This window comes from Ruegeria discodermiae, from assembly GCF_030758345.1.
In the GTDB taxonomy this organism is placed as follows: domain Bacteria; phylum Pseudomonadota; class Alphaproteobacteria; order Rhodobacterales; family Rhodobacteraceae; genus Ruegeria_C.
In genome coordinates, this window is sequence record NZ_JAVAMO010000004.1 from 20,135 (window position 1) to 36,221 (window position 16,087).

At 61.8% G+C, this 16,087-nt stretch carries 16 protein-coding genes; 10 read left to right on the forward strand and 6 right to left on the reverse strand.

Annotated features, from left to right (window positions below; all coding sequences use genetic code 11):
• Positions 1-4: 4 nt before the first annotated feature.
• From Q5Y75_RS11210 to Q5Y75_RS11225, 4 genes are all read right to left on the reverse strand, one after another.
• The gene (locus Q5Y75_RS11210) at positions 5-784 is read right to left on the reverse strand and encodes a gamma-glutamyl-gamma-aminobutyrate hydrolase family protein (protein WP_306197313.1); all 780 of its coding nucleotides are present in this window, start codon (positions 782-784) and stop codon (positions 5-7) included.
• Between the two features lie 139 nt (positions 785-923).
• Positions 924-1,793, reverse strand: coding sequence for a DUF4396 domain-containing protein (locus tag Q5Y75_RS11215; protein ID WP_306197315.1), 870 nt, complete (start codon positions 1,791-1,793; stop codon positions 924-926).
• A 57-nt stretch (positions 1,794-1,850) separates the two neighbouring features.
• The gene (locus Q5Y75_RS11220; protein ID WP_306197317.1) at positions 1,851-2,276 is read right to left on the reverse strand and encodes a GlcG/HbpS family heme-binding protein; all 426 of its coding nucleotides are present in this window, start codon (positions 2,274-2,276) and stop codon (positions 1,851-1,853) included.
• Between the two features lie 73 nt (positions 2,277-2,349).
• Entirely contained in the window at positions 2,350-4,491 is a 2,142-nt protein-coding gene (locus tag Q5Y75_RS11225) for a malate synthase G (protein WP_306197319.1), read from the reverse strand.
• A gap of 191 nt (positions 4,492-4,682) precedes the next feature.
• Here Q5Y75_RS11225 and pepN point away from each other — a divergent pair, with 191 nt between their 5' ends.
• The 6 genes from pepN (at position 4,683) to Q5Y75_RS11255 (ending at position 12,052) form a co-directional block, all read left to right on the forward strand.
• A complete protein-coding gene (gene pepN / locus Q5Y75_RS11230; protein WP_306197321.1) occupies positions 4,683-7,235 on the forward strand; it encodes an aminopeptidase N in 2,553 nt (850 codons plus the stop codon).
• 3 nt (positions 7,236-7,238) lie between these two features.
• A complete protein-coding gene (locus Q5Y75_RS11235; RefSeq protein ID WP_306197323.1) occupies positions 7,239-7,979 on the forward strand; it encodes an SDR family oxidoreductase in 741 nt (246 codons plus the stop codon).
• Complete coding sequence (locus tag Q5Y75_RS11240; protein ID WP_306197325.1) at positions 7,979-8,407, forward strand: hypothetical protein; 429 nt, start codon at positions 7,979-7,981, stop codon at positions 8,405-8,407. The genes Q5Y75_RS11235 and Q5Y75_RS11240 overlap by 1 nt, the downstream gene beginning before the upstream one ends.
• Positions 8,408-8,546: 139 nt before the next feature.
• Positions 8,547-9,818: a hypothetical protein gene (locus Q5Y75_RS11245; protein WP_306197326.1), complete on the forward strand. Its 1,272-nt coding sequence runs from the start codon at positions 8,547-8,549 to the stop codon at positions 9,816-9,818.
• 77 nt (positions 9,819-9,895) lie between these two features.
• The gene (gene gatB, locus Q5Y75_RS11250) at positions 9,896-11,407 is read left to right on the forward strand and encodes an Asp-tRNA(Asn)/Glu-tRNA(Gln) amidotransferase subunit GatB (RefSeq protein ID WP_306197327.1); all 1,512 of its coding nucleotides are present in this window, start codon (positions 9,896-9,898) and stop codon (positions 11,405-11,407) included.
• A 129-nt stretch (positions 11,408-11,536) separates the two neighbouring features.
• On the forward strand, positions 11,537-12,052 hold the full coding sequence (locus Q5Y75_RS11255; RefSeq protein WP_306197328.1) for a hypothetical protein: 516 nt from the start codon (positions 11,537-11,539) through the stop codon (positions 12,050-12,052).
• A 98-nt stretch (positions 12,053-12,150) separates the two neighbouring features.
• On the opposite strand, the gene Q5Y75_RS11260 is transcribed toward Q5Y75_RS11255, so the two are convergent.
• Positions 12,151-12,585 (reverse strand): hypothetical protein, encoded by a 435-nt coding sequence (locus tag Q5Y75_RS11260; protein WP_306197329.1) that lies wholly within the window; start codon positions 12,583-12,585, stop codon positions 12,151-12,153.
• A gap of 107 nt (positions 12,586-12,692) precedes the next feature.
• On the opposite strand from Q5Y75_RS11260, the gene Q5Y75_RS11265 reads away from it, so the two are divergent.
• Positions 12,693-13,169 (forward strand): DUF4177 domain-containing protein, encoded by a 477-nt coding sequence (locus tag Q5Y75_RS11265; RefSeq protein WP_306197330.1) that lies wholly within the window; start codon positions 12,693-12,695, stop codon positions 13,167-13,169.
• A 19-nt stretch (positions 13,170-13,188) separates the two neighbouring features.
• On the opposite strand, the gene Q5Y75_RS11270 is transcribed toward Q5Y75_RS11265, so the two are convergent.
• Positions 13,189-13,443: a BolA family protein gene (locus Q5Y75_RS11270; protein WP_306197331.1), complete on the reverse strand. Its 255-nt coding sequence runs from the start codon at positions 13,441-13,443 to the stop codon at positions 13,189-13,191.
• Positions 13,444-13,548: 105 nt separating this feature from the next.
• On the opposite strand from Q5Y75_RS11270, the gene Q5Y75_RS11275 reads away from it, so the two are divergent.
• From Q5Y75_RS11275 to Q5Y75_RS11285, 3 genes are all read left to right on the forward strand, one after another.
• A complete protein-coding gene (locus Q5Y75_RS11275) occupies positions 13,549-14,172 on the forward strand; it encodes a J domain-containing protein (protein ID WP_306197332.1) in 624 nt (207 codons plus the stop codon).
• A 156-nt stretch (positions 14,173-14,328) separates the two neighbouring features.
• Complete coding sequence (locus Q5Y75_RS11280) at positions 14,329-14,526, forward strand: hypothetical protein (RefSeq protein ID WP_306197333.1); 198 nt, start codon at positions 14,329-14,331, stop codon at positions 14,524-14,526.
• A gap of 12 nt (positions 14,527-14,538) precedes the next feature.
• Entirely contained in the window at positions 14,539-16,032 is a 1,494-nt protein-coding gene (locus Q5Y75_RS11285; protein WP_306197334.1) for a hypothetical protein, read from the forward strand.
• The last annotated feature ends 55 nt before the right edge of the window (positions 16,033-16,087 follow it).

A 16,087-nucleotide genomic window follows, 5' to 3' on the forward strand; every position in this document is an offset into this window, starting at 1 on the left:
CCGCTCAAGCGGATTTCTGATATCCGATCCCGCGCCGTGATGCCGACCAATCCTGCACCGCCGCGCCAAACGCCTGAAAAAGCGGCCTCGACACCGGGTCGCTGCCCGGGTTCCATTCCGGGTGCCACTGAACCGACAGGGTAAAGCCCGGCGCGTCTTCGATATAGATCGCCTCGGGCGTGCCATCCGGGGCGGTGCCGTCGATCACGATCCGCTCACCCGGCGTCTTGATCCCCTGCCCGTGCAGCGTGTTGGTCATCACCTCACGCGCGCCCAGCACCTTGTGAAACACCCCGCCCTCGCGCAGCGTCACCACATGGCGCAGGGCAAATTTCTCTTCCAGCGTGCCGTCGGGCGGCATCCGGTGGTTCATCCGCCCCGGCAGATCGCGGATTTCAGGGTAGAGCGTGCCGCCCATGGCGACATTGACCTCCTGAAAGCCCCGGCAGATGCCGAAAAACGGCTGCCCCCGCTCAACACAGGCCCGCACCAGAGGCAGCACGATGGCATCGCGTGCGCGATCGAACTCGCCATGCGCAGCGGTCTCGGCCTCGCCATACTCCGCCGGGTGTACGTTGGGCCGCCCGCCGGTCAGGACAAAGCCGTCGCAGACCTCAAGCAATTCCTCCACCGAGACAAAGCGCGGGTCCGACGGGATCAGCAACGGCAGGCACCCGGCGACATTGGCCACCGCATCCGAATTCATCGTTCCCCCCGCATGAGTCGGATACTGATCGTTCATCAGGTAGGAATTGCCGATAATGCCAACGACCGGACGGGCCATGGATGCTCCTGCACAGGGTTTCGCGTTTCGATTCACAGTATTACCGCCCTGTGAGCTTCGCAACAATGCACACCCTGCGTCATGGCGCAAGCGCATGTGGAGCCCTGCACAATAACGGGGCGGTTTCGCCCTGCCGAGCCTAGAAGGTGATCGGTACCAGCCGCCCGGTCAGCCAGAGCGCCGCAAGCAGCAGCGCATAGGTCCCGATGATCCAAGCCAGAGCCTGACCTGCTGGCAGCGACCGCATGGCCATCTTGTGATCGTGCCCCATCTCATGACCCATATGGCCGCCCATCTCCATCCCCTCATGCCCGGCCATTTCCGGCGAGCGGTGACCCGCACCCGGCGCCGGGCCATCGGCACCGGGCAACGTCATGCAACCATGCTTGAGATGGCTGGCCACCAGCCAGTTTTTGACGGGAAAGGCCACAACCGCGCCCACCACGGTGGCCAGGCTCATGCGGAACCAGAACTCCGGCGACAGCGGGTCCTCTGATCCCGGCCAGGCGGCGGCCAGCAGCACCATCGTCGGTATCATGCCGGTCATCACGAAATTCATCGACGCGGTCTCGGCAAAGATCGTCTTGCGTACCGCTTGGCCATAGCTGCCGAACATCGGCAGCATCATCAGCGCCTGAAAGACGAACAAGCCCGAGATGAAGCCGAAGGAATATTCGACCACGATATCCCAGCCATTGGGCAAGGCCAGGAAATGCAGCAGTATGGCCGCAACGATAATGCCGGTGGCGTCCCCGGCCACGCAATGCATCTCGCTGTTCACGCCCTGCTTCCAGGTGGCTTTGGTAAAGGCGTCATGCCCGCCGGGGAACGGACGCCTGCAGGTCAGCAGGTAAAAGAAAAGCCCCACCGGCCCGGTATAGAGCGTCACCAATACCCATGCCGCCCGCTGCACCCAGCTTGTTACACCGTTGAACAGTGAATCCCAAACCACGAATGCCACGCTCGCACCCGTAAGCAGGAACCAGACCAGCATGGCGCCCGCAGGCATTGTCAGTCTCCCCAACCTGAATGACCGGAGAATACATCGGTTTTCACCGCAAGACGATCAAATCTCCCCGATCAGCCCCACCGCCTCAATCGCCGCCAGGGCGGCTGCCGCGTCGTTGTCCGAGGTATCACCGGTGACGCCAACAGCAGCGATAACAGCGCCTTTCTTGTCGCGTACCAGCACACCGCCCGGCACCGGCACCACCTGCCCGCCATAGACCCCGTTCACAGCGGCCATGAAATAGGCCTGCCCCTCGGCGCGTTGCATTTGCGCGGTACCGGCCATGCCCAGCATCACCGCGCCATAGGCCTTGCCATGCGCGATCGCAAAACGCCCCGGTGCCGCGCCATCCTCGCGCTCAAAGGCCTGCACATGCCCGCCCGCGTCCAGCACCACCACAGAGAGTGGCTTGAGTTCCATCTCACGTCCCTTGTCCAAGGTCTTGCGAATGATCGTGCGTGCGCGCCTTAGTGACAATGCCATGACCTGATCCCTTTCATCTGGCTAATAGTATCCTCGGTGAGTGCGAGGCTCGTTCCTGCCCTCCCCATCTCTCTCAACGGCTGGCTTTCAGTTCCAGCCGCCGCGCATGCAGCACCGGCTCGGTATAGCCCGAAGGCTGTACGCGTCCTTTGAACACCAGATCGCAGGCCGCCTGAAACGCGATCCCGTCAAACCCCGGCGCCATCGCGGTGTAATCCGGGTCACCCTCGTTCTGTCGGTCCACGACCTCAGCCATCTTGCGCAAGCTACCCATCACCTGCTGGGCATCCACCACTTCGTGATGCAGCCAATTGGCGATATGCTGGGCCGAGATGCGACAGGTTGCGCGGTCCTCCATCAGGCCGACATCGTTCAGATCGGGCACTTTGGAACAGCCCACGCCCTGATCGACCCAGCGCACAACATAACCCAGAATGCCTTGCGCATTGTTCTCGACCTCGCGCATGATCTGCTCCGGCGTCCATTTGCGGAACGCGGCCAGCGGAATGTCTAGCAGCCCGTCCAAATGCGCCCGCCGTCCCCCGGCGCGCAGGCGGGTCTGCACCGCCATCACATCGACCTTATGATAGTGCAACGCATGCAGCGTCGCGGCGGTCGGGCTAGGCACCCAGGCGCAGGTTGCGCCCGCCTTGGGATGCTCGATTTTCTGCTCCAGCATCGCCGCCATCAGATCAGGCATGGCCCACATGCCCTTGCCGATCTGCGCCCGGCCCTGCAATCCGCATTCCAGCCCGATATCCACATTCTGGGTCTCATAGGCGCCGATCCAGCCCTTGCGCTTGATGAAATCCTTGCGGCTGAACGGCCCGGCCTCCATCGAGGTATGTATCTCGTCGCCGGTCCGATCCAGAAAACCGGTATTGATGAAGGCCACGCGCGACTTAGCCGCGCGGATGCATTCCTTGAGATTGGCGCTGGTGCGGCGCTCCTCATCCATGACACCGATCTTCACCGTATGACGCGGCAGATTCAGGATATCCTCAACCGCATCGAAAATCCGGTCGGCAAATGCAACCTCTTCGGGTCCGTGCATCTTGGGCTTCACGATATAGACCGAGCCATGCACCGAATTGCCGCTCTCGCGCTGCAGGTCATGCATGGCGATCAGCGTGGTGGTCAGCCCGTCCATCAGCCCTTCGAAAATCTCACTGCCGTCACGGTCCAGCACCGCCGGGTTGGTCATCAGGTGGCCTACATTGCGCACCCAGAGCAGCGCGCGGCCTTTCAGCACCACGGGTGCGCCATCGGGGCCGGTAAATTCCCGATCCGCGTTCAGCGCCCGGCTGACATTCTTGCCGCCTTTCTGGAACGAGGTCTCCAGATCGCCCTTCATCAACCCCAGCCAGTTGGAATAGGCCAGCATCTTGTCCTCGGCATCGACGCAGGCGACGGAATCCTCGCAATCCATGATCGCAGACATGGCACTTTCCAGCAGCACGTCCGCCAGCCCGGCCTGATCGCGGCTGCCGATGGGATGCGCCCGGTCGAATACCAGCTCCACATGCAACCCATTATTGCGTAGCAAAACCGCATCCGGCGCTTTGGGATTGCCACGATAGCCGACGAATTTCTCGGGCTGCATCAATGGCTGATCATCGATCAGCAGAGCGCCATCCCGCACATGGTAGCGGCGCACATCCGCGTGGCTGGTGCCGCTGATCGGAAACGCCTCGTCAAGAAACACCCGCGCCCGCGCGACAACCCGCGCGCCCCGGCCCCGGTCATACCCGCCCGAGGGCGCGGGCGAACCCATCGCATCGGTGCCGTAGAACCCGTCATAAAGCGAGCCCCAGCGTGCATTTGCGGCGTTAAGCGCGTAGCGTGCATTGGTGATCGGCACCACCAGTTGCGGCCCCGGCACCTGCGCGATCTCGGGATCGACATTTGCGGTGTCGATCTCAAATGCTTCGCCTTCGGGCATGAGATACCCAATCTCGGTCAGAAACGCCTTATAGGCCTCGGCATCATGGGGGGCGTCGCGATGGGCGATATGCCAGGCATCGATCCGCTGCTGGATATCCTCCCGTTTTTTCAGCAAGGCGCGGTTTTCCGGCCCGAACTCGTGCGCCAACCGGCTCAACCCGGCCCAGAAGGCATCTGCCGTCACGCCCGTGCCCGGCAGGGCCTCTTGCTCAATGAACTCCGCATATTCGGTTGCAACCTGCAAACCATGCTTCTCAACCCGCGCGCTCATTGCCGCCCTCCGATTGGTAAGATTTTCTACCCACTTCCGTCTAAAGGATGAGTTTCCGATAGGCAACGGGCGAATGCAATCGGGAACTTGCAAGTTTCCAGAACCGCTTCGCCCTCTTGGCCGGTCTCAATCCGCTTGCGCCCCTGCCTGCCTGCGATACACCTATCTGCAACACGCTAAGGGAGCCCACCATGCGAGACGCCGCACCTCAGACGATCTACCTCAAGGATTACACCCCATTCGGCTTCGACGTGTTGGAGGTTCACCTGATCTTTGATCTTGCTCCGAACGCCACGCGGATCACCAGCCGAATTCGTTTCACCGCGAAACCCGACGCTGAAAACCGCGACTTCTTCCTGCATGGCGAGCAGTTGAAGTTGATCCGCGCCAAGATTGACGGCGAAGAGATCACGCCGACCCTGACCGAGACCGGCTTGACCTGCGAGGTCCCCGAGGGCGATTTCACCTTCGAGGCCGAGGTCGAGATCGACCCGGCCAACAACACCGCGCTTGAAGGGCTTTATATGTCGAACGGCATGTATTGCACCCAATGCGAGGCCGAGGGTTTTCGCAAGATCACCTATTACCCCGACCGCCCCGACGTGATGTCCACCTTTACCGTGCGGGTGAATGGCGACCTGCCGGTGCTGCTGTCAAACGGTAACCCGGTGGATCAGGGCGAAGGCTTTGCCGAATGGCACGATCCCTGGCCCAAACCTGCCTATCTCTTTGCGCTGGTGGCCGGTGATCTGGTGGCCCATTCCGATCACTTCACCACCATCTCTGGTCGCGAAGTCGATCTGAACCTCTATGTGCGCCCCGGCGACGAGGGCAAATGCGCCTTCGGGATGGAGGCGTTGAAGAAGTCGATGAAGTGGGACGAGGATGTCTATGGCCGCGAATATGATCTCGATGTGTTCAACATAGTCGCGGTGGACGATTTCAACATGGGCGCGATGGAGAACAAGGGGCTGAACGTCTTCAACTCCTCCGCCGTGCTGGCCAGCCCCGAAACCGCGACCGACGGCAATTTCGAACGCATCGAGGCGATCATCGCGCATGAGTATTTCCACAACTGGACCGGCAACCGCATCACCTGCCGCGACTGGTTCCAGCTCTGCCTGAAAGAGGGGCTGACTGTCTTCCGCGACGCGCAGTTCACCTCGGACGTGCGCAGCGCGCCTGTCAAACGCATCGGCGATGTGATCGACCTGCGCGCGCGGCAATTCCCCGAAGACAATGGCCCGCTCGCCCACCCGGTACGGCCCGAGAGCTTTCAGGAGATCAACAATTTCTACACCGCCACCGTCTATGAGAAAGGTGCCGAGGTGATCGGCATGCTCAAGCGGCTGGTGGGTGATCAGGCTTATGCCGAGGCGCTGGACCTCTATTTCGCGCGCCATGACGGGCAGGCCTGCACAATCGAGGACTGGCTGAAGGTCTTTGAGGACGTGACGGATCGCGACCTGAGCCAGTTCAAGCTCTGGTATTCGCAGGCAGGCACCCCGCGCGTGAAGGTCGAGGAAGGCTGGTCCGATGGCACCTATTCCCTGACCTTGTCACAGAATATCCCCGACACACCCGGACAGTTGGGTAAGCAGCCGATGCACATCCCTGTCGCCGTGGGCTTGCTGGGCCCCAATGGCGACGAGGTGCGCGAGACCCAAACGCTGGAACTGACCGAGGCGCGCCAGAGCTTCAGTTTTGACGGTCTCGCCGCGAAACCCACTGCCTCGATCCTGCGCGAATTCTCCGCGCCGGTCATTCTGGAGCATGATGTCAGCCGCGATGAGCAGGCCTTTCTGCTCGCCCATGACACCGACCCCTTTAACCGCTGGAGCGCGGCGCGAGACCTCGCCACCCAGACGCTTCTCGCAATGATCACCGAGAATGCGGCGCCGCACGCGGACTACCTCGACGGGGTGCTGAGCGTGCTGCGCGACGATGACCTGGACCCGGCTTATCGCGCGCTGATGCTCTGGCTACCGACGCAATCGGAACTGGCGGGGATGCTGGCCGATCGGGGTGTCACGCCCGACCCGATGGCGATCTGGACCGCGGGCGAAACCTTGCGGCAGGCGATGGCGCAACACGCGCAGGACCTGCTCCCGCGCCTTCACAGCCAGATGAAGGTCGACGCCACCTACCGCCCCGACGCCGAGCAATCAGGCAAACGGTCGCTGGGATCGGGCGTGCTGTTCCTTACCACCCGCCTGGATGGTGGCACCCTGGCCAAGCGCGAATACGCCAAGGCCGACAACATGACCTTGCAACTCGCGGCGTTGAACGCGCTGTTGCGCGCGGGACAAGGGCAAGAGGAATTGGCCGGGTTCTACAGCCAATGGCAGGCCGACCGGCTGGTGATCGATAAATGGTTCGGATTGCAGGTCTCGCTGGCCGATCCTGATCAGACCTGTATCGTGGCGCAAAAGCTTACCGAGCATCCCGATTTCCACTGGAAGACCCCGAACCGCTTCCGCTCGGTTCTGGGACCGCTGGCGATGAACCATGCGGGTTTTCACCATGCCGATGGCAAATCCTACGAATTGCTCGCCGACTGGCTGATGCGGCTTGATCCGGTGAACCCGCAGACCACAGCGCGGATGTGTTCGGCCTTCCAGACTTGGAAGCGCTATGACGCGGATCGGCAGGCGCTGATCCGGGTGCAGCTTGAACGCATCGCCGCCACGCCCGACCTGTCGCGTGACACAACTGAAATGATCAGCCGCATTCTGGACGCCTGAGCGATGCGCAAGACGCTACTCATCACCGGAGCCAGCGCCGGGATCGGGGCCGAAACCGCGCGACTGGCGGCTGCGCGAGGCTATGATCTGGCGCTGAACTACCGGCAGGACCACGCAGGTGCCGATGCCGTTGCAGAGGCGGCGCGCGCGGTGGGTGCTGCGGTGGTACTCTGCCCCGGCGATGTCAGCGATCCGGCGCAGATCGAGGCCATGTTCGCCACGCTGGACGCGGCCTTTCCGCAGCTTGATGCGCTGGTGAACAACGCAGGGATCGTCGATCTGCATATCCGCATGACCGAGGTGACCCATGCCCGGCTGCGGCGCATCTTCGACACCAATGTGATCGGGGCCATCCTTGTGGCGAGCGAAGCGGTCAAACGGATGCACGTGCATGGAGAGGGTGGCGCAGTGGTCAACCTGTCCTCGGGTGCGGCAAGGCTGGGATCGGCGAATGAATATGTCGATTACGCCGCCTCCAAGGCCGCCATCGACACCTTCACCAAGGGTTTCGCCGATGAGATGGCGGGGGAGGGCATCCGCATCAACGCCGTCCGGCCCGGCTTTATCGATACCGACATTCACGCAAAGGGCGGCGATCCGGGCCGCGCCCATCGCATCGGCGCGTCACTGCCGCTTAAACGTGCGGGCACGGTGACGGATGTGGCCGAGGCGATCCTGTTCCTGCTCTCGGACAAGGCCTCCTACATCACCGGCACTACGCTGGATGTCACTGGTGGGCGGTGATGGAAGAGTTTCAGTATCACCACCGCAGCCGCAGTTGGCGCGCGCTGGCCATCCTGGGCGCAATCTACGCTCTGCTGCTCGTGGGGGTTGTTACTATCGATCTGGTCTGGTGGATAGGGGCACTTGCAGTGCTCTGCACCCTGCCTGCCGTTTACGAGTTTTTCACGGATCGGCGCGCGGGGCTGACCCTGAGCGCACAGGAACTGCGCTGGTTCACCGGCACGCTGACCCGCGACGTGCCTCTTGATGACATCAAGATTGTGCGTTTTGATACCCGCTGGGACCTGTCGGTGCGGGTCACGCTGATCCTGCAAAACGACAAGAAGCTGCGCTTGCCCCATGAATGCCTTCCGCCGCATCGCGATTTTGAGACCCGCCTGAAGCAGGCCGGCTTGCACGTGGACCGGCATCATTTCGTAGTCTTTTGACGGATTGATGCCGAGGCCGGAACGGCACCCTTATAATACCCCAAAACCTGTCCCACCCGGTCCCGTCCGGGCCACGTTTGTGCCTCAAACCACAGGTAGTTTCAGCCTCAGAAACGACAAGGCGCGAGCAGGACAGAGAATGTTGAAACGAATTGCACCGATTGCACATCGGCTGAGGTCGCTGGCCCCGCGACGGCAGACGCAAGCGCCCGAGCGCCTGTCTGTCAGGCGGCTGAGCGTGCCCGCGGCCCTCGCCGCCGAGGACCGGCTGAACATCCCCGTGAACGAGCGCGGGCTGGAAGAATGCGAAGCCGACCTCATCCGCGAGCGGGGCCGGTTTCTGGTCCGACAGGAGCGCTGGTCTGACTTGGCGCAAGAGATGCGCAAAGCAGAGGCGCGGCGCGACAGCACGCAAGGCGGGCTACCCTCGGTTGATCTGCTGGCTTTCGGGGCTCGCGCTGATGTAGTCGAAACCATAGAACAAGCGCTGAGTTCGGAGCGCACGCATGACGAAAAGCTGCTGCTGGACGGCGTAATGGGGTTCGAGGCCGCCTTGCAGGAGCATAAGGGCGATCCGATGATCGCGCTCGTGGTGGCGCTGACCCATATCGATCTGGGCTGGGCCTGGCGCGGCGAAGGCTGGCCCGAAGCCACCTCGGCGCGACACCAAAAGCGCGCCAATGCCCATTTCGACCGCGCCAGAACGCTGCTGTCGCGCCATTGCGGCACATCCCTGCAAAGCCCGGCCCTGCTGGCAGCCCGCTGTGCCGCGCGCGCGGGCGGCAGTGATGGGGCCATGACCGTCGCTGACGACTACGAGAGGCTGATCGACCTAGCGCCGGAAAACCCGCGCCACATGCGGGCGCTCGGCAATCACATGCTGCCGCGCTGGTTCGGCAGCTATGCCGCGCTGGAGCTTGAGGCCCGCCGGACCGCCGCCCGCACCCAGTTCATGTGGGGAACCGGTGGCTATGCCTGGGTCTATTTCGACGCCCTCACGCTGGATGCCGGGGCTTGCGCGCGGGTGGATGTGCCCTTTTTCCTCGACGGGCTGCGCGACATCCTGCGCGCCCGCCCCGATCAGGAGATGGTCAATCTGCTGACCGCCTTTTGCTGTGTTGCTCTGCCCGGTGGGGCCGGTGGGAACGATCCGGGTCGCGATAATCGCGCCCGGATCGCGGCCGCCGCCGACTGGTTGATCCGCGACCACCTGACCGAGATCCACCCGCTGGTCTGGGCCCATGCCTCGGACCGGTTCGCCAATAACCTGCATATACGCTCGGCCCGGCAGTTTGCCGCGCGCGGGCGGGACAATGCGCTGCGTTGCCTGTCGGCGCTGTTTGAGGATGAAATCAGCCGGGGCCAGCGGATCACCTTCACCCCTGAGGGGTTGCGTCTGGAGGCCGTCTGAACCGCATTGCCTCTTGCCCATGGCCCAAGCCGGGCCTAGAAGGCGGGTCGAACCTGATGCGGACAAAAGGCGCACCCATGCTGGACCTGACCTACGACACGCCCAAAGTCAAAACCATTGCCGGAGCCAAGCACGATTGGGAACTGGTGATCGGGATGGAAGTGCATGCCCAGGTCTCGTCCAACGCCAAACTGTTCTCGGGCGCTTCGACGCAATTCGGGGCGGAACCCAATTCCAACGTCGCCTTCGTGGACGCGGCGATGCCCGGCATGCTGCCGGTGATCAACGAATATTGCGTCGAACAGGCGGTGCGCACCGGGCTGGGGCTTAAAGCCGATATCAACCTGAAATCGGCCTTTGACCGCAAGAACTATTTCTACCCCGACCTGCCGCAAGGCTACCAGATCAGCCAGCTCTACCATCCCATCGTGGGCGAGGGTGAAGTGCTGGTCGAGATGGGCGACGGCACCGCGCGGCTGGTGCGGATCGAACGCATCCATATGGAGCAGGACGCGGGCAAATCGATTCACGACATGGACCCCAACATGTCCTTTGTGGACCTGAACCGGACCGGTGTCTGCCTGATGGAGATCGTCAGCCGCCCTGATATCCGTGGCCCCGAAGAGGCCGCCGCCTATATCGCCAAGCTGCGCCAGATCATGCGTTATCTAGGTACCTGCGACGGCAACATGCAGAACGGCAACCTGCGAGCCGACGTGAACGTCTCGATCTCCCTGCCGGGCGCGTATGAGAAGTACCAGGAAACGCAGGATTTCTCGCATCTCGGCACGCGCTGCGAGATCAAGAACATGAACTCCATGCGCTTCATCCAGCAGGCCATCGAGGTCGAGGCCCGCCGCCAGATCGCTATTGTCGAGGGCGGCGGCACGGTCGATCAGGAAACCCGGCTCTATGATCCCGACAAGGGCGAGACGCGTTCAATGCGGTCGAAGGAAGAGGCGCATGACTACCGCTACTTCCCCGATCCCGACCTGCTGCCGCTGGAGATCGAACAGGCCTGGGTCGACGATATCGCCGCAAAACTGCCCGAGCTACCCGATCAGAAGAAAGCCCGCTTCATCGGTGACTTCGGCCTAACCGACTATGACGCCTCTGTGCTGACGGCCGATGTGGAATCGGCTGCTTATTTCGAGGACGTGGCCAAGGGGCGTAACGGCAAGCTGGCCGCGAACTGGGTCATCAATGAGCTGTTCGGACGGCTGAAGAAAGAAGATCACGAGATCACCGACTCGCCCGTGTCACCCGTGCAATTGGGCGGTATCATCGACCTGATCGCCTCGGATGCCATCTCGGGCAAGATCGCCAAGGACCTGTTCGAGATTGTTTATACCGAAGGCGGCGACCCCGCTCAGATCGTCGAAGAGCGCGGCATGAAACAGGTGACTGACACTGGCGCCATCGAAGCCGCCCTGGACGAAATCATCGCCGCCAACCCGGCGCAGGTGGAAAAGGCCAAGGTGAACCCGAAACTGGCGGGCTGGTTCGTGGGTCAGGTAATGAAAGCCACCGGCGGCAAGGCCAACCCGAAGGCGGTCAACCAGTTGGTGGCGCAGAAGCTGGGGGGCTAAGGCCATTCGTTCAGATCTGCGGGCCAACGAGGCCTCTCTCTGAGTGCAACAGGGCGTCGCTTGAGGCGTCCTTTTGTGTTCTGGGGGCTCCGCAGCTAGCCAGGTGAGCAACAAGAAAGAGGCAACTACATGACTGATGCTAGCCAGTTTGATAGAGAAATGGTCGTGCCAACCCTTGCCGAATTTGCTGCAGAGTTTTCCTGCGTGCGGCGCGCATTTTTGGCGGTCATGGTAGTTGATGCTCTTGCAGCACAAATCTATGCGCAAGCTGTGGAGAACAACATCAACCCATTCAAATTGCTAGGGTGGAATGAAGAAGGTGATCCCGCGAAACCTGATGATAGCAGTTTCAGGCATCGTATTGCGGAGAACTGTACCGGTTTCAGGATCATTCTTGACGTCGCCAAGGCAAACAAACACGCGATTTTGACTCGCGGCAAACCGCTGATTAATCGATCAGATCAGATCGTCTCAAAGCCAAAACGCTTTGGTCTCGGAAGCTATGGTGAAGGCAGATACGGCGGCGTTGATCAGGTTGTTGTTCAAATTGAAATCGGCGAAGAAGTCTATCTGGACCATCAATTGCTTGAAGCACACGATACGCTATCGAACTTGGTCGCCCTGCTTAAGCAGCGCTTGGCATAGCGAAGCCGCTCACTAACTGAAAGGTGAACGCGACTCTGACCGGACCGCGATCTGGATCACTTAGGCGATATCGAAGAAAACGCCTCTACTTGTCCCTATCACCCCGTCGGCACCATCAGCAGGACCCATTCTCCGATCGTGTCGACCTGGGTTGCGCCTTCGGAGAGGACTTCTTCCACCGCCACGGTCTCGACCACCGGGCAGCCGACGAGGGTCGAAGCGTCGCCGAGATATTCGACGGTCAGGGCGTTTTCTCCGATCACCTGACAAACGCCATCGTCATCCGGATAAGGCCGTGCGGTAACCAGACCCGAGGCTTCGGGCGGGCCGTAGCTTGGGGGGCCAGAGGAGGGGCTGGTGTCGCAACCGGGCAGCGTAGCGATCAGGAGGGCGGCGGCAAAGGGGATGTAATTCATGGTGAGCATGTCTTTCCGATAAGCCGGGTCCGGTTGACCCGCCTCCTGTTTAGGCGGAATGGCGGGGAAAATCACCTGTTGCGGGTCGGGCCGCGCGACGGGCGGTGTTTTGCGCATCCCCTCCTGCGACGGGCGAAAGCCGGGGCTTTGGCGGTCCTGCGCAACGGCAGGACTTTTCGTGCCGGGGCAATCTTGTTACACCGCTCCGGCAACTGGAGAATATGATGGCCCGCTACGAATACAAAGTTGTCCCCGCCCCAGCAAAGGGCACCAAGGCAAAAGGCATCAAGACGCCCGAGGGACGGTTTGCGCTGTCCGTCGAAGAACTGCTGAACCTGCAGGCCGCGGAAGGGTGGGAATATCAGCGGGCGGAACTGCTGCCCAGCGAGGAGAAATCCGGCCTGACCGGGTCGACCACCAATTGGCGCAACGTGCTGATCTTTCGCCGTCTGCTGGACGCCGAAGACGAGCGCGCGGTGTTGGTGGCCCAGCCGTTGGAGGCACCCAAACATGACGCCGATGGCATCCCGATCGCCCGCCCGATTCCCGGCCCCGAGGATACCCGCGCCCCTGCTCCGATCGCCGAAGAGGTCAACGACCCGCCGCTGAACCGCCCTGAAAATGACGCGGGCACGCGAACGCCGCCGCTGGTGGTGCAGCCCTCGGCACAACGCGATAAGGGCGGGTCATCGGAGAACTAAGCCGCCTCGCGGCGGTGCGTCAGGCGTCAATATCGAGCGCCAGCGCATGAATGCGCCCGACGATATCGCCCAGGGCAGCATGCACGGCCCGGTGACGGGCGATACGGGACTGACCGGCAAAGGCCTCGGCCCGGATGCGCACGTTAAAATGCGACTGCCCCCCCTCGCGGAACCCCGCATGGCCGCGATGGCTTTCGCTGTCATCGACCACCTCCAGCTCGCGCGGGGAAAACGCCTGTTGCAGGCAGTTGCGGATTTCGTCGGTTATGGTCATCTTTCGTCAGTCGGCAAAATAATTGCCGCCCCCTCTTCTATCTTCCGTCACTTGGATTAAACTGCTGCCTCCGAGTCGTGAAGCCGTGTTCGAAAGGTGCCCCTGATGTCCAAATCCGATCCGTTTGGTTTCGACATGTCCGTCTCTTCTGCCAAGAAGAAAAACCCGCGCGGTCGGCGGGGCATGTCCGGTGCCTCCGAAACCTCGGTGCGCGTCTGCGACCATCCGGGTTGTGAGGAGGCAGGCAAGTTCCGCGCGCCCAAGGCACCGGATGTGCTGGATGACTTCTACTGGTTCTGCCAGCAGCATGTGCGCGAATATAACCAGAAATGGAATTTCTTCGACGGCACTACCGAAGCCGAGTTGAACGCCCAGATGTCCAAGGACAAGGTGTGGGAGCGCAAGACCCGCCCCATGGGAGACCCCGAGGCCAAGGCCTGGGCGCGGCTGGGCATCGAAGATCCTCATCAGGTGTTAGGGGCCAATGCCACCCAGAACCCCGGTCGCGGGTCAACCGGCACCAAGCGCCTGCCCCCCACTGAGCGCCGCGCGGTGGAGATCCTGGAAGCGCAGGATCACTGGAGCAAGGCCGATGTGCGCAAGGCCTATAAGAAGCTGATCAAGGTACTGCACCCGGACATGAATGGCGGCGACCGCAGCCAGGAAGAACAACTGCAGGAAGTGGTCTGGGCCTGGGATCAGATCAAGGACAGCCGGAACTTCAAGTAGGCGCATTTTGTGACGCTTCGGACTTGGTTCGCTTGTGCCTTCCGGGCTGGGTACGATGGGGTGTGTGGGTTCGCATTTAGGTGGAAACTTGCCAAAACGCGCAACTTTCGGTAATTTACCCTGTATTTACAAGGTCTCTTTGCCAGAGGTCTCCTGATGAAAACTGTTTTGTGTCTGGCCATTTTCCTTGGCCTTTTGATTTCTATCGGCGCGTCGCTTAATGCCCAATCCTATCCGATCGGGGCCTGTATTCTGCCGAGCGGCCAATGGTGCATTCCCCCATCGACGGGTTACCCGGGCTCGATTTGTTCATGCCTGACCGAAGATGGCTGGATGGAGGGGATCCAGAACTGACCGGAGGGTCGCATGAAATTAACGGAAAAACCCGAGGTCCGTGACCTGTTGACGGCGGCGCGCGCGACGCGCACCTATTGTATGCTGACTGGTCGCGGCGGCGACAAATCCGACAAGCTCATCGACGCGCTGGCCCCGTTTGACGGCAGCCCCAGCCAGATCAAGCCACAACATCTGGTAGAATTGCGCAAGGCAATGCGCGATACCTGCCGCGATATCGACGATTATACCCTGACCCGCATCCTGGACGGAGACTCGCCGGTGCGCATCAGCAACCCTTCGGCTCGGTATCGCAAGCCCAGTGCCGAAGAAGAGCAGGACCTGACCTGGGCCACCTGGCTTCCTCGCGCTCTCAACAGAACCAGGCAAAGCTGGCCTTGGTTCTGGCAACGCTGGGTGCTGCCGGGGATCGCGATCATGCTGCTCCTGCTGGCGATGCATTACACTCACTGGTCGTTCAGCGCCAATCTGCTGCTCTCCCGGCTTGACGACCATATCGCCACCGACATCCACGAAGAGGTGCGCGATCTGATCGTGGTGGCGCGGGCCATCGAAACCAATGGTCGGGACGGAGCGAATCCCGCCTCAAGCGCGCCAGCGCAAAAACTGTTCAACGAGACGATGAGCCGACTCAAGGCCTACCACTATCAAGAGGAAGCCCTGCGCGCCGAAAGTGCCAGCGCCTCGCAACGGTTCGACGTTTTGATCGCCACGCGAGAGTCCGCCAACGGCATTTCCGCCAAGCTTTTCCCGCCCCAGCGCCGCCCGCTCCCTCCCCCATCAACGCTCAACGCCCAGGCGGCAACGCAACAGGGCGCGCTTGGCATAATCGGACCGTCGCTTGGGCGCGAGCAGACCCTGTCTGCGGCAAGCGACGTCATGAGCACTGTCACCCAGATCGAGCGTGAGACAACACGGCAGATGGCCCGCGCCGCAAATGCCGCCACTGCTACGCCCGCGGGCGAAGCCGGTGCGCAGCCTGCCAGTGCCAACGAGACGGCGCAGCAATCTTCACTGGTGCAGATCGCGCTGGCGGGCCATGACGGGTTCCTTGAGATCGTGCGGGAAATCTCGAAAAAGACCGGGCGCAACTCGCGCTCCAACCCGGCCGATCACATCGTCACCCGTCTGCAACTCCTGCAATCGGCCGAAGAGTTGAAGGCCAAGATCTCATTGGCCAACCGCTTCGCGCTGCCGATGGTTTACGGCTCGCTTGGGGCGGCGCTGTTCTGTCTGGTGCGGGTGCTGACCCCGGCCCTGTCCGATCTAGGCCCGGCGCGCGCCTTCCTGCGCATCCTGTTCGGTGCCTTTGCGGCAATGACCTTATCGATGCTGTTCATCCCGGCCAATGTGTTCTCGATCAATGAGCAGAGCAACCCGACGCTGATCTTCCTGGCCTGTTTCCTGTTTGGATATTCCTTTGATGCGGTCCTCGCCGCCCTGCACAGGATGGAAGCCTTCCTGCAGGGCCGCCTGCAACCGCAGGAGACACCGCGCGCGCCTTAACTTTCGCGGGGCAACTTTCCAGCCGATCGGGCCGGTTGAATCCGGCAGCGGCGGA

Coding starts and splice junctions, on each gene's coding strand:
- Q5Y75_RS11210 (WP_306197313.1), bottom strand. CDS start 784: ATGGCCCGTCCGGTCGTTGGCATTATCGGCAATTCCTACCTGATGAAC.
- Q5Y75_RS11215 (WP_306197315.1), bottom strand. CDS start 1,793: ATGCCTGCGGGCGCCATGCTGGTCTGGTTCCTGCTTACGGGTGCGAGC.
- Q5Y75_RS11220 (WP_306197317.1), bottom strand. CDS start 2,276: ATGGCATTGTCACTAAGGCGCGCACGCACGATCATTCGCAAGACCTTG.
- Q5Y75_RS11225 (WP_306197319.1), bottom strand. CDS start 4,491: ATGAGCGCGCGGGTTGAGAAGCATGGTTTGCAGGTTGCAACCGAATAT.
- pepN (WP_306197321.1), top strand. CDS start 4,683: ATGCGAGACGCCGCACCTCAGACGATCTACCTCAAGGATTACACCCCA.
- Q5Y75_RS11235 (WP_306197323.1), top strand. CDS start 7,239: ATGCGCAAGACGCTACTCATCACCGGAGCCAGCGCCGGGATCGGGGCC.
- Q5Y75_RS11240 (WP_306197325.1), top strand. CDS start 7,979: ATGGAAGAGTTTCAGTATCACCACCGCAGCCGCAGTTGGCGCGCGCTG.
- Q5Y75_RS11245 (WP_306197326.1), top strand. CDS start 8,547: ATGTTGAAACGAATTGCACCGATTGCACATCGGCTGAGGTCGCTGGCC.
- gatB (WP_306197327.1), top strand. CDS start 9,896: ATGCTGGACCTGACCTACGACACGCCCAAAGTCAAAACCATTGCCGGA.
- Q5Y75_RS11255 (WP_306197328.1), top strand. CDS start 11,537: ATGACTGATGCTAGCCAGTTTGATAGAGAAATGGTCGTGCCAACCCTT.
- Q5Y75_RS11260 (WP_306197329.1), bottom strand. CDS start 12,585: ATGCGCAAAACACCGCCCGTCGCGCGGCCCGACCCGCAACAGGTGATT.
- Q5Y75_RS11265 (WP_306197330.1), top strand. CDS start 12,693: ATGGCCCGCTACGAATACAAAGTTGTCCCCGCCCCAGCAAAGGGCACC.
- Q5Y75_RS11270 (WP_306197331.1), bottom strand. CDS start 13,443: ATGACCATAACCGACGAAATCCGCAACTGCCTGCAACAGGCGTTTTCC.
- Q5Y75_RS11275 (WP_306197332.1), top strand. CDS start 13,549: ATGTCCAAATCCGATCCGTTTGGTTTCGACATGTCCGTCTCTTCTGCC.
- Q5Y75_RS11280 (WP_306197333.1), top strand. CDS start 14,329: ATGAAAACTGTTTTGTGTCTGGCCATTTTCCTTGGCCTTTTGATTTCT.
- Q5Y75_RS11285 (WP_306197334.1), top strand. CDS start 14,539: ATGAAATTAACGGAAAAACCCGAGGTCCGTGACCTGTTGACGGCGGCG.